The organism is Ruminococcus sp. D54t1_190329_F1 (genome assembly GCF_015551645.1).
GTDB classification, from domain to species: domain Bacteria; phylum Bacillota; class Clostridia; order Lachnospirales; family Lachnospiraceae; genus Blautia_A; species Blautia_A faecis.
The window spans coordinates 66,475-84,862 of sequence record NZ_JADNDC010000003.1; the positions used below are offsets into that span (position 1 = coordinate 66,475).

14 protein-coding genes are annotated in these 18,388 nt (G+C 44.0%); 1 reads left to right on the plus strand and 13 read right to left on the minus strand.

What is annotated here, in order from left to right; translation table 11 throughout:
• Nucleotides 1–73 precede the first annotated feature (73 nt).
• From I2D69_RS01950 to I2D69_RS01970, 5 genes are all read right to left on the minus strand, one after another.
• Nucleotides 74–3,385, minus strand: a complete 3,312-nt coding sequence (locus tag I2D69_RS01950) for an AAA family ATPase (RefSeq protein WP_173716081.1) — start codon at nucleotides 3,383–3,385, stop codon at nucleotides 74–76.
• Nucleotides 3,382–4,533, minus strand: a complete 1,152-nt coding sequence (locus tag I2D69_RS01955) for an exonuclease SbcCD subunit D (RefSeq protein ID WP_173716080.1) — start codon at nucleotides 4,531–4,533, stop codon at nucleotides 3,382–3,384. The genes I2D69_RS01950 and I2D69_RS01955 overlap by 4 nt, the downstream gene beginning before the upstream one ends.
• A 100-nt stretch (nucleotides 4,534–4,633) precedes the next feature.
• Complete coding sequence (locus I2D69_RS20655) at nucleotides 4,634–6,136, minus strand: DUF4186 family protein (protein WP_173716079.1); 1,503 nt, start codon at nucleotides 6,134–6,136, stop codon at nucleotides 4,634–4,636.
• A 516-nt stretch (nucleotides 6,137–6,652) separates the two neighbouring features.
• The gene (locus I2D69_RS01965) at nucleotides 6,653–6,862 is read right to left on the minus strand and encodes a hypothetical protein (RefSeq protein ID WP_118581997.1); all 210 of its coding nucleotides are present in this window, start codon (nucleotides 6,860–6,862) and stop codon (nucleotides 6,653–6,655) included.
• 186 nt (nucleotides 6,863–7,048) lie between these two features.
• A complete protein-coding gene (locus I2D69_RS01970) occupies nucleotides 7,049–8,731 on the minus strand; it encodes a phospho-sugar mutase (RefSeq protein WP_118582000.1) in 1,683 nt (560 codons plus the stop codon).
• A gap of 530 nt (nucleotides 8,732–9,261) precedes the next feature.
• Between I2D69_RS01970 and thrH the strand changes: the two genes are divergently transcribed.
• Nucleotides 9,262–9,867, plus strand: coding sequence for a bifunctional phosphoserine phosphatase/homoserine phosphotransferase ThrH (gene thrH, locus I2D69_RS01975; RefSeq protein ID WP_173716078.1), 606 nt, complete (start codon nucleotides 9,262–9,264; stop codon nucleotides 9,865–9,867).
• Between the two features lie 229 nt (nucleotides 9,868–10,096).
• Here the strand turns inward: thrH and I2D69_RS01980 are convergent, their stop codons facing one another.
• From I2D69_RS01980 to I2D69_RS02015, 8 genes are all read right to left on the minus strand, one after another.
• A complete protein-coding gene (locus I2D69_RS01980) occupies nucleotides 10,097–11,095 on the minus strand; it encodes a LacI family DNA-binding transcriptional regulator (protein WP_173718360.1) in 999 nt (332 codons plus the stop codon).
• Nucleotides 11,096–11,199: 104 nt separating this feature from the next.
• Complete coding sequence (gene rbsD / locus I2D69_RS01985) at nucleotides 11,200–11,601, minus strand: D-ribose pyranase (protein WP_173716076.1); 402 nt, start codon at nucleotides 11,599–11,601, stop codon at nucleotides 11,200–11,202.
• A 103-nt stretch (nucleotides 11,602–11,704) separates the two neighbouring features.
• A complete protein-coding gene (locus tag I2D69_RS01990; RefSeq protein WP_118582012.1) occupies nucleotides 11,705–12,751 on the minus strand; it encodes an ABC transporter permease in 1,047 nt (348 codons plus the stop codon).
• A gap of 19 nt (nucleotides 12,752–12,770) precedes the next feature.
• The gene (locus I2D69_RS01995; protein WP_148463203.1) at nucleotides 12,771–14,309 is read right to left on the minus strand and encodes a sugar ABC transporter ATP-binding protein; all 1,539 of its coding nucleotides are present in this window, start codon (nucleotides 14,307–14,309) and stop codon (nucleotides 12,771–12,773) included.
• A 14-nt stretch (nucleotides 14,310–14,323) separates the two neighbouring features.
• On the minus strand, nucleotides 14,324–14,911 hold the full coding sequence (locus I2D69_RS02000) for a DUF2291 family protein (RefSeq protein ID WP_173716075.1): 588 nt from the start codon (nucleotides 14,909–14,911) through the stop codon (nucleotides 14,324–14,326).
• Nucleotides 14,912–15,084: 173 nt separating this feature from the next.
• Entirely contained in the window at nucleotides 15,085–16,068 is a 984-nt protein-coding gene (locus I2D69_RS02005) for a D-ribose ABC transporter substrate-binding protein (protein WP_195379308.1), read from the minus strand.
• A 430-nt stretch (nucleotides 16,069–16,498) separates the two neighbouring features.
• Entirely contained in the window at nucleotides 16,499–17,389 is an 891-nt protein-coding gene (locus tag I2D69_RS02010) for a ribokinase (protein ID WP_148463206.1), read from the minus strand.
• 169 nt (nucleotides 17,390–17,558) lie between these two features.
• Complete coding sequence (locus tag I2D69_RS02015; RefSeq protein ID WP_148463207.1) at nucleotides 17,559–18,197, minus strand: Crp/Fnr family transcriptional regulator; 639 nt, start codon at nucleotides 18,195–18,197, stop codon at nucleotides 17,559–17,561.
• Between the last annotated feature and the right edge of the window lie 191 nt (nucleotides 18,198–18,388).

The following is an 18,388-nucleotide window of genomic DNA, read 5'->3' on the forward strand; positions in this document are numbered from 1 at the left end:
CCGGCGACCGACGACAACGCAGCAGATGAAAAATCAGACAAGTCAATATGGCAGTTACTTAATATTCGATGTACTAGCTTATCTGCCACTTCACATGACTTCCCTTCTCGTCTTTGCTGACGATCAGCTGATCTTCAATCTCCTGCTTCAGCTCGGTCACATGAGAAATAATTCCAATCAACTTGCTTCCTCCCGCCAGTTCCTGAAGAACCTTTACCGCCTGTTCTCTGGAATGCTCATCAAGGGAACCGAAGCCTTCATCCACAAACATTACATCAAGATGTATCGCTGCAGAGCTCTCCTGGATCTGATCTGCCATTCCAAGTGCCAATGCCAGGGCTGCCATAAAGGATTCTCCTCCGGAAAGGGTACGGACTTCACGCTCTTTGCCGGTAACATTAGAATATACCATAAGATCCAGACCACGATTCTTGCCTTTCCCCGCATTCTCCTCGTCTACCATACGAAGTTCAAACTGTCCGGCAGACATATTCGCAAAGCGGCGATTGGCCGCATAAAGAATCTTCTCCAGGTAATATCTCTGCACATAGGTTTCAAGATCCATACGGTTTCCGGACATATTTCCAGACAACAGCTTATAAAGAGTTTCCAGCTTGGTATGCTTTTCAATGATTTTACCTCGCTTCTCCATCTGAGGGCTAAGAATATCATATGCCTCTTTATCAGCTTTATACTGTTCTTTATAAAGTTCCAGTTTCGTCTGAGTCTGAAGCCGTACTTTCTCAGCTTCCTCCATCTGGGACTTGGCAGCTTCCATATCCGGCTTGCTCCTGCCATCTATGGCTTTTCCAGCTGTTTCTGCAGTGGTCTGTGCGGCTAGTTTTTTTCGCTGCCAGCTGTCTGCTTCTTTTTGCAAAAGCTCCGCTGTTTCACGGGTATAGTTCTCTGCTATGTCCGCCCATTCTGCCTCTGTCATATTTTTCTCATTCATCAAAGTCTGATAAAAGGCCTGCCGCTCCTGGTAAAGCTTCTGGTGATCTGGAAGTTCCCCTTCAAATCGTTTAATCAAGCTGGTACAGTTAACCAGCTCTTCAGAAGACGCTTTTTCTTTCTTTTCAGCTTCCTTGGAAGCAGCTTCTGCAGCTTTCCATTTTCCTTTTGCCTGGTTAAACTCTGTCATAGCCGCCTCTTCTGATGGATATTCCCGGGAATCATTCAACTGCTTCAGAAGAGCTTCTGCGCTCTTGGCTGACGCTGCTGCCTCAGTCAGCTTTTGTCCGCATTCCTCTACGGCAGTTTTTCCTGATTTCTTCCGCTCTTCTACCTGTCCCAGAGCATCCTGAAGATTACGCAATGTTTTCTGGGCTGTATTAAGTCTTGTACCCTCTTCCTGTAATAAAGTTTTCCAGGTTCCAAGAAGTGTCTGTATCTGCTTCAGCAAGGCATTCCAATTACACTCTTTATCCGCCATCTGATCCTGGGCTGCACCAGAGACTTCTGAATTTCTGCTCTCCTGGAAATTTTTTATATTGTCTCCCAAAGAATCAAATACTTCCAGCATTCCTGCTTCCGGGAACTGCTCATGATCATTTAAAATACGCGTGCACAGCTTCCTTCCTGTCTCTTCCAAAAGTCGTTCTTTTTCTGCAACTATATCCACAGCTGACCTTGCTTCACCGGCAGACTGTTCCTGCCTGTTTCGAAGCTCAGAAACTTCTTTTTCTGCCAGTTCCAATTGCTCACGGGTGAGATCTCTATGAAGGGTAGAAGCTATGCATGGATTCGGATGTTCTATTGCGCCGCATACAGGACATGGTTTCCCCGGCTGAAGCTCGCGTGCCAGAAAACCAGCCTGCTCATCCAGAAAAATTCTCCGCATAGACTCATATTCCTGGCTCTTTGCGTCATATCTGGTTCTATTCTTCTGGTATGTCTCTCGTGCTTTCTTCGCCAGTTTTTTCTGTGTTTCTACACCTTTAAGAAGATCTTCCGTTTCTTGTACTTCAATGCCAAGTACTTCCAGTTCCTGATTTTTCCCTTTCCAGACAGCAATTTTCTCATTAGTGTCGGTCAGCTTCTCTGACTGAGCCCTCCAGTCTGCTTCCTGCTTCTCCATTTTCTCCAGATCTTCTCTGGCTTTGCGGTCTGCGGCCTGCGCTGCGGTCAGATTTTGCTGGCTGGTCTTTACACTTTTTTCTGCTTCCTTGATCTGCTTAAGGAGCTTCACTTCTTTATTCACGCGCTCATAAATAGTGGTGTACGCCTTAAGCTCCTTCTCTGCCGTTTCTTTCACCGCCTTCGCTGTCTGAATGACAGATTGTGACTGTTCTTTTAATAAAGGAGCTCGTTCCTGCTGCTCCTTTAAGGCACTCTCACATGTCTGCATATTACGCAAGACATCCTGACAGCGTGCGTATTCGCCTTTTATTTCGTATGCTTTCTTAATTTTCTCTGACAGAATGGTCTTTTCCCCTATTTGTGCTTCCACTTTCCCACATTCAGAAAGCTGAACCTCAGCGTTTTCCAGCTGCGCATATAAATTCGTCAGCTGAATGGAACTGTTGTAGATATCCCTTTTTTCGTCGCGGAGTTTTGATGCGGATTGTAATTCTTTCGAGGTAAAATTCACACTTTTCTCCAGTGTTCTGCATAACTCGCCCAGATGATCCAGAAAGCAATCCATCACTACAATTTCCCCATTCAAAACCTGCTTTTTTAGCCCTTCTATTTCCTGCCACTGGTCATATTCCTGGGGAATTACCACATGGGCAGCTTCAGTCTGACATGCAGTTTTGATCTGGGCAATCTCTTTTTCCAGGGAACGCTTGCGATTCATCAGCTCGTCCACAATATTCTGGTATAATTCAGTGTTAAACAGCTTCCGGAAGATGACTTTCTTATCATCAGATTTTGCACGAAGAAGCTCCATAAATTCTCCCTGAGCGATCATGGCAACCTGCATAAACTGGCTTTTGGTAAGACCGAGGATCTCCCCCAGCTTGCTGTCAGCTTCCTTCTGTGGATATTCGGTACCATCTGGCATGATCAGGCTGACAGACCCCGGTACTTCACGACTTCCTGTATTTTTCCCCGCCCCTCTTGTCAGAAGCTTCAGATGTCTGGGAACACGGCGGACAGTATACAGCAGGCTATTTTCTCCTGCCCCTTCGGAAAAAACAAGCTCTACAAATGGTTCAACGTTCAACTCTGCATACTGGCTTTGCAGTACAACACCATCTTTCTTGTTTGTACTGGAGCTGGCTTCACCGTAAAGAGCAAATACAAGGGCATCAAATATAGTTGTTTTTCCTGCTCCGGTGTCTCCGGTCACAAGAAACAGATTCTGATTCGGCTCCTGAAAATCGATCTGTGTCAGTTTTCCGTAGGAACCAAACGCCTGCATGATAAGTTTCACAGGTCTCATTTCGTCACCTCCTGTACTGTATTGATAACCTCCTGAAGAATTTCCTGCTCTTCCGCATCTGCATTTCCGAGGAACTGGCAGCAAAGTTCAAATGGATTCAATTCACGCTCACTGTCTGCATGTCTGGTATAATCAACCTGCCGCACAGTCTCACGGCGTATCTCTAGAAGCCCTGGAAAAGCCAGACGCAGACGATCCTGCATATCAATTACGTCCAGATCCACCTTATCCGTAAGAATTACTGTCACATAATCTTTACAGCGCTGTGCCAGAACACTCTCTAAATCTCCCTTGATCACTTTTATCTGGCGCAGCGGTTCCAGTGGAATTACTTCTGTAGTGATTTCGCCCTTTTGTTTTATGTCAACCATTATAATTCCTTTATTCTGACCTGCTTCACTTACAGAGCATGCCAGCGGCGTTCCACAATAGCGATAAAACTCGCCGCCTGCTTTCATTGGCTTATGAATATGTCCCAGTGCCGCATAGTCAAATTTCTGCAGAATATCGGCTGACACCTGGTCAATATTTCCTACTGTCCGGATCTCAGAGTCCATTCGTTCAACTTCTTCTGCACTCTCCCCCATAGGCAGATAGAATTGATGGCTGACCAGAATGTTTCTCTGGTTTATGTCAACCTGTTCACGTTCTATCAGTCTGTGGATCGTATCATTGTAAGAAAGATTATTTCCATTCTCGTCTGTACCAGTGATCAGCTTCACCATGGAAGGCTTCACAAAGGGAAGCAAATAAAAATTCACCGGACCATATTCATCCTGAAGTACCACTTTCTCAATCTGATCTTCTTCTGTCTGCGGCGGCATTCCGATCATATAAATTTTCTGACGATCAAGTACACTTCGAAAGCAGTTCACGCGGGGCGCGCTGTCGTGGTTTCCACTGATCATCATAATTACAGAATCCGAAACTGCATTTCGCAGCTTTCCGATAAAATGATCAAACACCTCCACTGCTTCTGCAGACGGAACTGCTTTGTCATAGATGTCCCCTGCGATCACGATCGCATCAGGTACTTTCTCTGCGGCCTTCTGAATTATTTGATCCAGTATATATTCCTGATCTTCTCTGAGATCACGATTGATTAATTTCAAGCCAATGTGTAAATCTGATAAGTGAAATATTCTCATAAACCGTTCCCCATTCTTATCTTCTCAAAATTCCTGTTAAACTATATATTTCATATACCTTAATGTTACCGATTGTATATATAAAACCAACTTCATAGCCCTATGCATTTCTGTTATATTCTCTCTCAATCCACGCCATCAACACATCTACTATGTATTCCTGCTGCTCTTCTGTGAGCTGCACTCCTGCTGGAATTCTATGCCACTTATACAAGCATCCCCGACAGCAGCAGCCAGTAGCATGCTGAGCCAGGAATACAGGGTGCCCGCGCATTGGAGTCTGTTTGCCATCATTGGGAATCTGAGCCGGAGCCAGACGTGTTCGCACAAAATCTGAGGCATGACTGCGGATGGTATCCATTCCTTTCTCCCGGATATACTGTATATCCTTGTCCTTCAGATGAAAACGACTGCGAAAATTCGAGCGGGACAGGCGGGCAAACAGATCACAAAACTGGTCCTGTTCCGGATCATATTTTCGCAAATACTTCTCATATCCATTCAATATTTCTGCAATTTTCAAATTAAGCTCTGAACTATTATACGTATAGTTCTCATCCTCTAAACGAAAATAGAAATCTATATTAACTTTCAGCTTATTGTTTCCACGCTTTATTCCTCTGCCGCTATTTCTGAAGTTACTACTATTCGTCGTATTATTAATTCCTTCATTTTTTTCATTTGTTCCACCGCCTTCTTCCTGCACCAGAAATTTCACCTGCGCTGCATGCCTCTTCAGAAGAGGAATAATGCAAAAATACAGCCGGTCATCTTCCATATGAAGATACCCCAATACCTGTTTGTCTTTATTCATAAGCTGAATCTGATTCCCATGGAAAGCTTTTGGAAACAGATATTCGCCAGACTGCAAGCTTGCTATAAGCCTGCCTTCCGGGGATGCGGCTTCTGCCGCCAGAAATGCTTTAGCCCGATAAATTCTCTGACCTTTTCTATCTGTGCTCTCTGGTTTCATCAGGGAATCCAGAACCAGTAATGGGTTCACATATTGCATAGAAAGATATTCAAACAGCTTCGCCTGGATGCGAAAACGGTATTCCTTCAAATCTGGTACAGAAGATAAGTCTTCTGCGTTTACGGCATTCTCCGTTCTCTCAAGGAGGACTGCCGCTGCATGACGAATACTGGTAAGAAAAAGCGCGAAATCCTCTTCCTCCGGATCCCACATATATTTTCCACAGGCAGCCTGATAATACAGTTTCCCCTGGGCTTCCTTTCGTTCTTCTTCAGAAAGATTCATACTATAGTGCAGATAAATATTCCTTGGTATAAAAGCAGCCTCGTTCCATTCACCAGACCATTCCTGATGCTGTTCCCTCTTCCCAGATTTATGATTGTCTGTGCCATGAGCCTCTGTTCCATAAACTTCCGTTCCATATGCGTTCTGCATTTCCCGGCTATCGCTCTGGCTCAGTATCCGATACGCTTCATTTATCTCCTGTGCACGCTGAATATGAGCTTCCCTTACTTCATTCAATGAGTCCGGATGAAAACGGCTGATCATCTTATGATATTTTCGCTTAATTTCTCTTTCATCATCTTCTGGGACAATCCCCAGAAGTTCTATTGCATCTTGTGTATTCATTATATATTCCCGATATTTTTATTTCGTTTTTGTCTTCATATTCTTTCAGTATACATTATTTCAAGTAAAAGGGCTATAAATTTCCAATTTAACTTACTCTGAGTAGATGTCATTATAAATGGGAATCGGTTAGATATTGTTATGATTTATGGCTGGGAAACTAGTTCCCAGCCATTTTTTCTGATGTGTCTTGTTATAATTTTATCGGATGTGTTTCGAAAATCTTTCGTCTTCTTATTGATCTTAGGTATTTTGGTTGATCTTTAGCGGCTTATGAATCTTTAGTAATTTACAAATCTTTGGTGAAACACAGAACTTTCGTACTTCTAAGTTCTTTTGTATTTTCAGATTCTTTTGTGCTTTATTGCTTTCTTTCGTATTTCAGATTTCTTAAGTGTTTTTCGTATTTCTCTTTCGTTGATGTATCTATACTACCATATCTGTCGCTTTTTGTCATCTGGCAAAGTGAACATATTTTCGATTGTATTTTCATCTATTTTTTATTCTATCAATATATTACATCAATACCAGCATGATAATCCCAACTATCACAAGAAGGGGAAGTGCTATGTAGATCAGACCTCCCAGAACTAATCCGATCAGGACAAGGGGAAGGAATATCAGACGAAAAAAGATTTTCGTAATTCCCCAGGTTGCGCGGAAGGCAAGTCCGATCATTTTGCCAAATATACCAAACATTAAAATGATAAATAACAGCGTCAGCATAAATTGTCACCTCGTTTTCTTTTCAAGCATTATACAATATGGTCTGCCCTTTACTGTAATCAACGACTTAATGGGGATTTTCACTTCAAATAAAGAAAAAATTTACAAACAGCGCAAAAAGCCCCCTGCAGAATCATTCCGCAAGGGGCGATTATTCACTATACGATTATATACTTCGCTTAAGCCTTAAGCCATCATCGGCTCCAATGCCTTAGCCAGCTTCTCTTTCTCAGCTTCTGCCTCTGCAAGATCTTTACCCAGTGTAGTGTAATAAATCTTAATCTTCGGCTCTGTTCCGGATGGACGAACAACTACTGTCTCGTTATTCTCCAGTTTGTAAATGAGAACATTTGCTGCTGGAAGACCGGTCTCCTCAGGCTTCTTATAATCGGTAACCTTCACTACCTTGTAGCCTGCAATGTCTGCCGGCGGGTTGTCACGGAATTTCTGCATGATTCCTGCCATAGTGTCCATTCCGCTGAGTCCCGGGAATTCAAAGCTGTCAACCTTGTTCAGGTAACGGCCATACTGTGCGTAAATCTCCTCAAGTCTCTGCTTCAAGGAGCTTCCAATGCTTCTGTAGTATGCAGCCATTTCGCAGATCAGCATGGATCCGATAATGGCATCCTTATCACGTACATACGGTCCTGCAAGGTATCCATAGCTCTCTTCAAATCCGAAAATGAAACGGTCCACTTCACCAGCAGCCTCAAGCTGTGCGATCTGGTCACCGATCCACTTAAATCCGGTAAGTACGCTTCTAAGCTCTACACCATAGTGCTCTGCAACTGCATCTGCAAGAGGTGTGGAAACGATAGATTTCACTGCAACCGGGTTCTTCGGCATTGTGCCTTTCTCGATACGGCCAGCTGCAATATAGTCAAGAAGAAGAACTCCCACTTCATTACCACTTACCAGCTCATAGGAACCGTCCGGGCATTTCATGGCAATACCAACACGGTCTGCATCCGGGTCAGTAGCAAGCATAAGATCTGCTCCTGTCTCCTTGGCAAGCTTCAGTCCCTGCTCCAGCGCTGCGAAAATCTCCGGGTTCGGGTAGCTGCATGTGGTAAAATAGCCGTTCGGGTATTCCTGTTCCGGAACAATCGTTACATCTGTGATTCCGATATCCTTCAGGATCTGGGTTACCGGCACAAGTCCGGAACCATTCAGCGGGCTGTAAACCAGCTTCAGTCCTGCTGTCTTACAAAGACCTGGACGAACCTGGCGTGACTCGATTGCATCGTAAAGAGCACGTTTGCAATCGTCACCAACAAAGCGAATCAGGCCTTCCTCAACGCCCTCTGCAAAGGACATGTATTTCGCGCCTGTCAGAATGTCTGTCTTCTGGATCTCATCATAAACGATAGCTGCAGCATCATCTGTCATCTGGCAGCCATCCGGGCCGTAAGCCTTGTATCCATTATATTTAGCAGGGTTATGAGATGCGGTAACCATAATACCCGCGTTGCACTCATAGTAGCGTGTCGCAAAGGAAAGGGCCGGTACAGGCATTAATGCATCATAAATTCTGACCTTAATGTCATTGGCAGCCAGAACTCCTGCTGCTGTTTTCGCAAATATATCACTCTTCAGACGGCTGTCGTAGCTGATTGCAACGGTCTGAGTGCCGCCCTGAGTCTTCACCCAGTTAGCAAGCCCCTGTGTAGCCTGACGCACTACATAGATATTCATACGGTTGGTACCTGCTCCAAGAACTCCACGGAGTCCTGCTGTACCAAATTTCAGAGCTACTGCAAAACGATCTTTAATTTCTTCGTCGTTTCCTTCAATCTTAGATAATTCTGGTTTCAGATCTGCATCCTCGAGATCCGCTGCCATCCAGCGCTTGTACTCTTCGTTATACATTTTAACCACTCCTGCCATTATTATTCTGTTTATTTTGTCTAATATTACTACAGATATTAATAATATACCACATTTTTCACGGAACGGCAATATAAGCGACAAATTTCTACCAGACATTTTTTCGCTGTTTTCCACTAATTTCCGACAATTATACATTTCAGCCGCAGTTCACAGGGAGTTACTGTTCACTGGTAACATTCCGCGAGGTGTTTTTTGTGAACAAAGTTCACAAAAAACCCGAGAATTAAGTTTGCGCAGCAAACGCTACTTCTTGTGCTTGTCACAAGAAGGTTCGTTTTTCTGTGCATCGCGAAGCGAGTTACTGGTCACGGAGTGAACAGTAACCACAGGGAACATTCCATTCTCACATTATCAATTTAGGTATAGCGTTCCCGGCTTTTTTACGCTATAATAAGATAATGTGTGAAAGCAACCATCCTAACCGCTTTCCCTTTATCTGACATTGAGATTTGAAAAACACTATAAAATTCAATTGCAGCAATCTTTACAGCTGCAGAACGGAGGAGATTATGGAAATTGTCTGCCTAGACTTAGAAGGTGTGCTTGTCCCGGAGATCTGGATCGCATTTGCCGAAGAGACCGGCATTCCGGAGCTGAAACGAACCACAAGAGACGAGCCTGATTACGATAAATTAATGAAATACCGCCTGAACATTCTGAAAGAGCATGGTCTTGGCCTGAAAGAAATCCAGGAGACTATCGCCAAGATCGACCCGCTTCCAGGCGCCAGGGAATTTCTGGACAAATTAAGAGCACAGACCCAGGTTATCATCCTCAGTGACACTTTTTCCCAGTTCGCAGGTCCTCTTATGAAAAAGCTGGGCTATCCTACCATCTTCTGCAACACACTGGTAGTGGGCGAAAATGGCGAAATTACTGATTTCAAAATGCGCTGCGAAAAGTCCAAATACACCACTGTGAAAGCCCTGCAGTTCATCGGCTACGACACCATTGCCAGCGGTGACAGCCACAACGACCTTGGCATGATCCAGGCAAGTAAAGCAGGATTCCTGTTCAAGAGCACGGATGCTATCAAGGCTGAATATCCGGAGATTCCGGCTTATGAAACATATGACGAGCTGTATGACGCAATTATGAAGGCAATTAAAAATTAATGTAAAGTAAAACTTGGATTCCATCCAGTTTCCGCCAATACACAGCAGTTGGGCAACTGCTATTCCTAAGCATGTCATTTTAGGTGCGCTCTTAGCGTAGGTAAAATCCACAACCTGCATAGACTTAGGCGTGAGGGCTTTCCCGAACGTCTTAGCCAGAGTTGACCGTTAGTTCACCGGAGCGTTGCACCGACCTGCGTGGAATATCAGTTGCCCAACTGTGTACCTCTTATATCTTCTTCACGCTTTCCCTCTCAATAAACTGCGTACACATCTGCATCTTGATCTTAATCCCGTCATTATCTTTCAGAATATTCCGCAACCGCCTTACAACGGCTCTTCCCATCTCCTGCTTCGGCACCCGGAGCGTGGTCAGAGGCGGATAAGAAATTGAGGAAAAAGTAAGGTCGTCAAATCCCACAATAGATATGTCCTCCGGAATCCGGATTCCAAACTCTGCCATAGCTTTCATAGCCCCCAGCGCGATCATATCGTTGTCTGCGAAGAAAGCTGTAGGCAGCTTCACCTTCTCAGACAAATACCGTTTCATATTTTCGTAAGCACCGTCGATGGTAGTTGCCATTGTAAAAATATAGTCCTTATTCAGGGGAAATCCCGCCTTTTGCAGCGCTGTCTGATATCCTGCAAAACGGGACCGGAAAGGTTTGATTCTGAAATCTCCCCGCAGATAACCAATCTCCTTATGCCCATTGGCAATGAGATACTCTGTAGCCATACGCGCAGAATCTGCATTATTGATCAGCATGGCATCAAAGCTCATATCCTCTTTCCAGTAATCAATCACAATAAACGGGCAGGTCATCCCGCGGATCAGGTCAATGTCCGCATCCACCATCTCTGTTCCCAGAAGGATCACCGCCGACGCCTTGTCATTCATGATCCACTTCGCCTGTTCCTGGTATCCAGGATCTCTTTTGTCCAGATTACACATCTGCATTTCCATTCCACAGGCGCGGCATTCCTGTTCCACCCCGGAAATCAGCTGGATAAAAAAGGGGGAATCCTCAACCACAGCACCATCCCGCTTAAACATGACAAATTTTATTTTGCGGATATGATTTTCCTCAAAATACCCAAGATCCTGCGCCACTTTAAAAATCTTCGCAGATGTCTCAGCATTCACGCCTTTTTTGTAGTTTAGTGCATTTGAAACAGTTGCCGGAGAAAATCCTGTGATCTCACTGATTTTTCTCACACTCACTTTCATTTTAGTTCCTCCTCTGTCGGTAAAATAATGCCATACATCTGCGAAAAAAAGACACTGCAAAAACAAGCTATCACCTGTTATTCGCAGCGTCTTCTCTGATCATTTTATGCCGGGAATGCAACTCCCGCTCTTAAAATTATGTTCGGATAAGGTGTAAACTCACCTGTACGGATTGCAAATTTGCACTGTGCAGACATCTTTTTCAGATCTACGTGGTCAATTCTGCTCTCCTCTGCCTCAGGAAGGCTCTGCTGAATATATGCAAGAAGCTCCGGATTTTTTTCCTCAATCTCATTTGCAATGGTGTAGGCTTCCACTTCTGTCTCCGCCAGCACTGCATCCATCACCTGTTTAAAGGTGGGAACCCCTCCGCATACAACCAGGTCTACAATCTCCACGCCCTTTGGAATGGGCATTCCTGCATCACCGATCATAAACAGATCTTTATGTCCCAGCTCTGCGATACAACGGATCAGCTGGGCATTTAAAATCCCTGATTTTTTCATGCTATTCCTCCTGCATCTCTGATTATTACTATAAATCTTTTTCGGATTTTTTTCAACTTTTCAAATTATTTTAACATTAAGAAAGATTTTGTTGGTTACCTAATTATTTGTTCTCGTTTCTTGCCTGAAGTGCCATCTTCGCCTGAAGATTTCTCTGTGTCTGGTCGATTACGACTGCAAGGATGATAACCAGACCACGGATAACCTTCTGCCAGAACTCGGATACACCACACATTGTCATACCATCATTGATAACACCGATAACAAATGCACCGACTACAGTTCCGATAATGGTTCCGGAACCACCGCTCATGGAAGTACCACCAAGTACGGTAGCTGCGATGGCGTTCATTTCCCAGCCATCACCAGATGCAGGATGTGCTGCGGAAAGCTGTGCGGTGTTGATCATACCAACCCATGCTGCACAGAAGCCGGAGATCATGTAAACGATAATTTTGATCTTGTCTGCTTTGATACCGGAAAGACGGGCAGATTTCTCGTTACCGCCGACTGCAAGTACATACCATCCAAATGGAAGCTTCTTCAGGATGATAACGGAAATAATTGCAAGCACTGCGAAAATGTAAACACCGGTAGGAATGCCGGCAATATTGCTTCCAAGGATCTTGAAGCCTGTGTTGCCAAGTCCGTCATAGCCCTTGATATCAGAGAATGTTGCACCGTTGGAACGAAGGTTCGCAAAACCACGGCAGATGTACATGGTACCAAGGGTAGCGATAAATGGTGCTACACCTAATTTTGTTACAATAAGACCGTTAACTGCACCGATGATGCATCCAACAACCAGCATGGTAATAATGATTACCGGAACGCTGAAGTAAAGGGTTACACCTGCAAATTTCAGTGTAATACCTTCCTGGATCATACCACCGGCAAGCATACCAACAAGTCCGACTACAGAACCAACGGAAAGGTCAATACCGCCGGTAATGATTACGAAGGTCATACCAAGTGCAAGGATTCCATACAGGGCTACGTGCTTGGCAACCATGGTCAGTGTAGATGCTGACAGGAATGTGGTTCCTTTTACAATGGTAAAAAAGATGACCAGGAGTACCAGTACAATAAAGGTACGTCCTTTTAACAGTGTCATTAACAACTGATTATTATTTGATTTTTTGTTATTCATTGTTCTGCTCCTCCCCGGCTTACGCATTTCTTCCGGTTCCAAGTCCGGCATAAGATGTACGTACAAGTGTGTCTTCTGTGATCTCATCTCCGGTCAACTCGCCGGTCTTTTTGCCATTTGACAATACAACGATCCTGTCTGCGATTGCCATGATCTCTTTCAGCTCAGATGAGATAACGATAATGGAAAGTCCTTTTTCCGCAAGGTCGTGAATGATCTCAAAGACCTCAGTCTTCGCACCGATATCAATACCACGGGAAGGCTCATCCAGAAGTAAGATCTTCGGCTTGGTCAAAAGTCCTTTGCCGATTACAACCTTCTGCTGGTTTCCACCGGACAGTGACAGGATTGGAAGTCTCTTGTCCGCCACTTTAATATGGATATCCTTGATCTGCTCGTCAACTGCCGCATTCTCTGCTTTCTCGTCAAGGAACAGACCTTTTACATAATCTTTCATAGAAGAAATAGCGGTATTCTTGCCGATATCAAGAGTCTGGATCAGACCCTGGCTCTGACGATCCTCAGGTACAAGAGCAAAACCGTTTTTGATCTGGGCGGCAACATCTTTGATATTTAACTTTTTGCCCTCATAGAGTACATCACCGGTGTGCTCCGGATGAAGTCCCATCAGACACTCAAACAGCTCGCTTCGTCCAGCTCCCAGAAGTCCGTAAACACCAAGGACCTCGCCCTTTTTCAGATCCAGGCTTACGTGGTCAAGAGTCCAGCCGCCGCCTTTTTTCGGAAGGCACATATCCTTAATTTCCAGCACCTTCGGCTGTTTGGAAAGGTCAATGCTTCTCTCAAAGCGGTGATACTGGGTGTTCTTTCCAACCATATTCTCTACGATCCAGCTGAGCTCAATGTCCTTTACATCAGCATCTGCAACGTATTTTCCATCACGAAGAATGGTAACGTGATCGCCAATCTCCATGATTTCTTCCAGACGATGGGAAATATATACGATGGAAATTCCGGCTTCCAGAAGCTCTCTCATAATCTTGAAAAGTACCTTAACCTCTGCAGCGGAAAGAGAGGAAGTAGGCTCATCCATGATCAGAACACGTAAGTCATCCTGGTTCAAGTTTCGTGCAATTTCCACCATCTGCTGCTGTCCTACACGAAGGTCTCCGACCATGGTTTCCGGTGGAATTTCATGTTCCAGACGCTGCAGGATTTTTTTCGCACCCTCTGAATGGGCCTTGTCATCCAGGAAAAAGCCTTTCTTTTTCTCATGTCCCATAAAAATATTCTGGTAAACTGTCATATTCGGGAAAAGAGAAAGTTCCTGGTGGATGATTCCGATACCTTTTGCACGGGCTGCATTGGTATCCTTGAAGTAAACCTCCTGGCCGTCCATGTACATCTTACCCGCTGAAGGCTGCTCGATTCCGGCAATCATCTTCATCAGGGTGGATTTTCCGGCACCGTTCTCACCGATCAGAACGTTTACCTTTCCTTTCAGAAGATCGAAGGAAACCTGATCCAGAGCTTTGGTTCCGGGATAAATTTTATCAATTTTTTCACAATGGAGAACAACATTCGGATCATCAAACATAATGCTTCCTCCTTTTATTCAATCGTCAGCTCAACTGCTGTAACAGATACTGCATCTGTACCGGCTTCTGCGCCGCCTGTAAATGTAACAGTCTTGCCAACTACATTTTCGTCGATTCCAAGTGGGTCAATTACCTGTGCAAGCGCCTGCTTGTTCAGTTCTTTTCCATAGCTTGACCATTCTGTCTGGTTGGTAAAGCTTTCAAAATTCTTCAGAGACTGAAGGTCACGGATGGCTGTGCTGGAGTTCGGTCCATCTGTCCGGACCTGAACCTCTGTAGTTCCGGTATATCCATCCAGTTCTACTATCAAATAATGTTTCGGGGTGTCTGTATTGTATTCTTTGATTTTTCCTGTGCCTTTTACTGCAGTTGTTTCTGTAATACCATCACCATTTAATAATTCAGAAAGATCCTGTGCCTTATCGGAAATGTCCGCTACAACGGCTCCCCAGTCACCCTGGGACTCTGCTGCGGAATCAAATTCCTGTTTTCCTGTATAAGAAGCTTCTTCGCCAATGGGCACTACAGTTACAACACCACAGCCGGTAAAGGTTACTGCTGTACATGCGGCCAGAACTGCCAAAATTCTTCTGCTTTTCATAATCATCTCTCCCTGCTTTCTATTATAAAAGGCGGCGCTGGCGCACCGCCTTCCAAAGCGTGTTTAAAAAGACTTTCTGCAAAATATACCACAAAGCGGGGCATGCAGATTGTGCGAATAATTTTTCAAACACTCGTTCATTTTTTATAAAAATCTGTTTCCTGGCAGCCAGATTATTTAGCTTCTGGTTCTGTGTAAACAAATGCGTTCAGGCAATCTGTGTTGTCAGCTGTGATTGCTACACAAGGAACAAGCTGTTTCTCTTCTTCCGGAGCTGTACCGTTAAGGTAAGCGTCTGCCTGCTCAACTGCCATCTCAGTGATCAGAGCGATCTGCTGAAGAGCGGTACCAACCATGTCACCAGATTTGATGTAAGCGTTTGCTTCGTCAGATCCGTCAAGACCGATGATCTTAATGTCGTTACGTCCTGCATCCAGGCAAGCCTGAACAGCACCACATGCCATTGTGTCATTACCGCAGATAATACCGGTGATCTCTGGATTGGACTGAAGGATTGCTTCTGTCTTCTCATAAGCTTCTGTCTGATCCCAGTTAGCGGACTGCTGAGCTACCATCTCAAGATCCTCATACTCATCAATTACAGAATGGTAGTTATCAGAACGAACCTGGCAGTTTGTATCGGATTCAAGTCCAAGGAGCTCTGCGTATTTGCCTTCGTAGTTCATAGCCTCAACCCATACTTCTGCGATTGCTGCTGCACCCTGTGCGTTATCTGCAACGATCTGTGCTACTGCAAGTCCGGACTGGTTGATCTCACGGTCGATAAGGAAAGTCGGGATTCCAGCGTCATATGCTTTCTGAACTGCTTCGATGGAAGCATCTGCACCAGCGTTATCGCAAATGATTGCTGCTGCGCCATCGTTGATAGCTGCTTCGAAAAGCTCAAGCTGTGTAGCAGCGTCGTCATCGTGGGAAGCACATTTTACTTCGTATCCAAGTTCTTCAGCTTTTTCTTTCGCAATTACCTGCTCTGTGTTGAAGAATGGGTTAGATGTGGAAGGTGTGATACAGTAAATGATCTTGCTTCCGCCGCCTGGAAGTAATTTTGCATTCTCTTCAGCCATTACCGGAACTGTCATTAAACCTCCAACCATCGCTGCTGTCATTGCTAATGCCATTGCTTTTCTTGCTTTCATAAATACGTCCTCCTTGAAATATAATTAAGATCTATTTTTGTTCGGTTTTCTCTCCGAACTGTTGATAATTTGATTATAAACGTTTGCATAAATATTTCAATAATCTTTTTAGTTTTATGTGTTATTTTGTATGAATGAACAATGTTTTTGTTGTGATTTTAGTAAGTTTTTACTATAAAATCTATGTATTCCCAACCATCCATTAGTGCATTTATGTAAACGTTTATATAAACATTTATAAACAGTATGTAAAACATAATATAAATTTTGCGCGTTATGGAGACGGTTGCCAAGACTATCCAGAGCCAGGCAACCGCTCCGGTGAATAAGACTTGTTCTCTGAAAAAAAACGTGGCAGTCACCAAGGCCTCATGCAAGCATGGACTTTGGCGACTGCCGCACACCGATACACTCTTATGTAATTCACAATTTACAACATTCCCAGCTCTTTCTTCACTTCATCCGCTCTCGGAATGGACGGTGTAGCGCCTGGTCTTGAAACAGCAATGGAGGAGGCCTTTGCAGCCATTCTCAGCGCCTCCTGGATGGATCTGCCCGCGGTAACTGCTGCAATGAAATATCCTGTAAATGTATCACCAGCTGCTGTGGTATCCACAGCTTTTACCTTGAAAATATCCTGGAAAACTTTTTCTTTTCCATCGTAATAAACAGCGCCGTCACTTCCAAGTGTAAGCACGAAACGTGCATTAGGAAATTTCGCAGCCATGGCATCCAGGATCTGATCTTTATCCTTGCAGCCAGTGATCTGTTCACCTTCAATTTCGTTTACGAGAAACAGATAAACCTTACTGAGATCACAGGTACTCAGCTTGTCATCAAAGGGTGACGGGTTCATAACAATCTTCATCTTTTTCTCATAAGCCTGGTCAATAATGTAGTCCAGCATATTGATCTCATTCTGCAGGATCAGATAGTCTCCTTCTCCAAAATCAGCAAGAACCTCATCTACAAATTCCTTTGTCTGCATCTGGTTGGTTCCACCGTATAAAATGATGCAGTTCTGGGCATTTTTGTCCACCTGGATCATGGTATGACCACCCTTTACCGGAAGTCTGCGGATATATTTGGTGTTTACACCAGCTTCCTTACAAGCATCCAACAGAATATCTCCATCTGTTCCCACGATTCCCGCATGATAAACCGTCACCCCAGCCTTCGCCAGTGCAATAGACTGGTTCAAGCCTTTTCCCCCGCTGAAAACTTCCAGCTTGGAAGAATGCTGGGTTTCACCGCCTACAATGATGTGATCTACGGAATACACGTAGTCTACGTTTAATGAACCGTAATTTAGTACTTTCATGTAAAAACCTCCAATTTGTTTGTTCTCCCTCATACCGCCACCCACAAACCTTTTCAGATGACAGCATCTATACTTCTATTATTATGTTGTACAAACTTCTTCTCGTCAACTATATTTTCCATCAGAATGTTACCGTTTACTGATAAAAATTATATATCCCACTCTATTTTCAATCCAAAATCCGCAATTTCTTCCCATCCCGTTCTATAATCCCCTCATCTGCCAGGTTCTTCAGCTCCCGCATCATGGCACTGCGGTCTACACTAAGGTATTCGGCAAGAGTGGTGTAGGACATGGGCAAGATAACCGTTTTCGTCTGTTTTTCTGCGGCAATGGAATTTAAATAGGTCATGATCTTCTTTCGGATGCTGTTTCTTGACAGCACATAAATCCGGTTGGCCTGCTGGCTGGCACGCAGGGCAATCATCTGAAGCAGGTTGCTTACCAGCTGACTATGGAATTTACAGGCATTTTCGCAGCGTTTAATCACATGCTCATAGGCGATAAACAGCACTCTTGTTTCGGATTTTGCACAGACATAATAGTGCTGGGATTCTTCAGGTAAAAGGAATGGTTCGCCGAAAACACTATCCTTTTTCAGGTTATCTATCATATATTGATTTCCATCTTCATCAATGCAATAAAGAACTGCCTGACCTTCCAGGATCAAACCTATTTTTTTCATGGAACTGGAATATTCCATCACAGTCTCATTATTCCGATAGACTGCTTCATGCATATCGAAACAGATGCGCATACGTTCCTGTTCTTCAGGAGTTATGTATGAAAAAAGTGTCACTGGTGTCATTTCTACAATCCCTTTCTATCAATTTATCCAGAACATGTTCAAAAAAATAATTTCTTATATCTTACACCATTTTGTTGTATTTGCAACAGACTTTATTTCAAAATTTGGTTATACTAAAGCCATGTTAAAGAAATAACAAAGCAGTAAAAAATACATAGTTCCCTCAAAAATCACAAACAATTACATCAATA

Excerpts from the sequence above, each read along its gene's own strand:
- I2D69_RS01950 (WP_173716081.1), bottom strand. The coding sequence starts at position 3,385 with ATGAGACCTGTGAAACTTATCATGCAGGCGTTTGGTTCCTACGGAAAA.
- I2D69_RS01955 (WP_173716080.1), bottom strand. The coding sequence starts at position 4,533 with ATGAGAATATTTCACTTATCAGATTTACACATTGGCTTGAAATTAATC.
- I2D69_RS20655 (WP_173716079.1), bottom strand. The coding sequence starts at position 6,136 with ATGAATACACAAGATGCAATAGAACTTCTGGGGATTGTCCCAGAAGAT.
- I2D69_RS01965 (WP_118581997.1), bottom strand. The coding sequence starts at position 6,862 with ATGCTGACGCTGTTATTTATCATTTTAATGTTTGGTATATTTGGCAAA.
- I2D69_RS01970 (WP_118582000.1), bottom strand. The coding sequence starts at position 8,731 with ATGTATAACGAAGAGTACAAGCGCTGGATGGCAGCGGATCTCGAGGAT.
- thrH (WP_173716078.1), top strand. The coding sequence starts at position 9,262 with ATGGAAATTGTCTGCCTAGACTTAGAAGGTGTGCTTGTCCCGGAGATC.
- I2D69_RS01980 (WP_173718360.1), bottom strand. The coding sequence starts at position 11,095 with ATGAAAGTGAGTGTGAGAAAAATCAGTGAGATCACAGGATTTTCTCCG.
- rbsD (WP_173716076.1), bottom strand. The coding sequence starts at position 11,601 with ATGAAAAAATCAGGGATTTTAAATGCCCAGCTGATCCGTTGTATCGCA.
- I2D69_RS01990 (WP_118582012.1), bottom strand. The coding sequence starts at position 12,751 with ATGAATAACAAAAAATCAAATAATAATCAGTTGTTAATGACACTGTTA.
- I2D69_RS01995 (WP_148463203.1), bottom strand. The coding sequence starts at position 14,309 with ATGTTTGATGATCCGAATGTTGTTCTCCATTGTGAAAAAATTGATAAA.
- I2D69_RS02000 (WP_173716075.1), bottom strand. The coding sequence starts at position 14,911 with ATGAAAAGCAGAAGAATTTTGGCAGTTCTGGCCGCATGTACAGCAGTA.
- I2D69_RS02005 (WP_195379308.1), bottom strand. The coding sequence starts at position 16,068 with ATGAAAGCAAGAAAAGCAATGGCATTAGCAATGACAGCAGCGATGGTT.
- I2D69_RS02010 (WP_148463206.1), bottom strand. The coding sequence starts at position 17,389 with ATGAAAGTACTAAATTACGGTTCATTAAACGTAGACTACGTGTATTCC.
- I2D69_RS02015 (WP_148463207.1), bottom strand. The coding sequence starts at position 18,197 with ATGACACCAGTGACACTTTTTTCATACATAACTCCTGAAGAACAGGAA.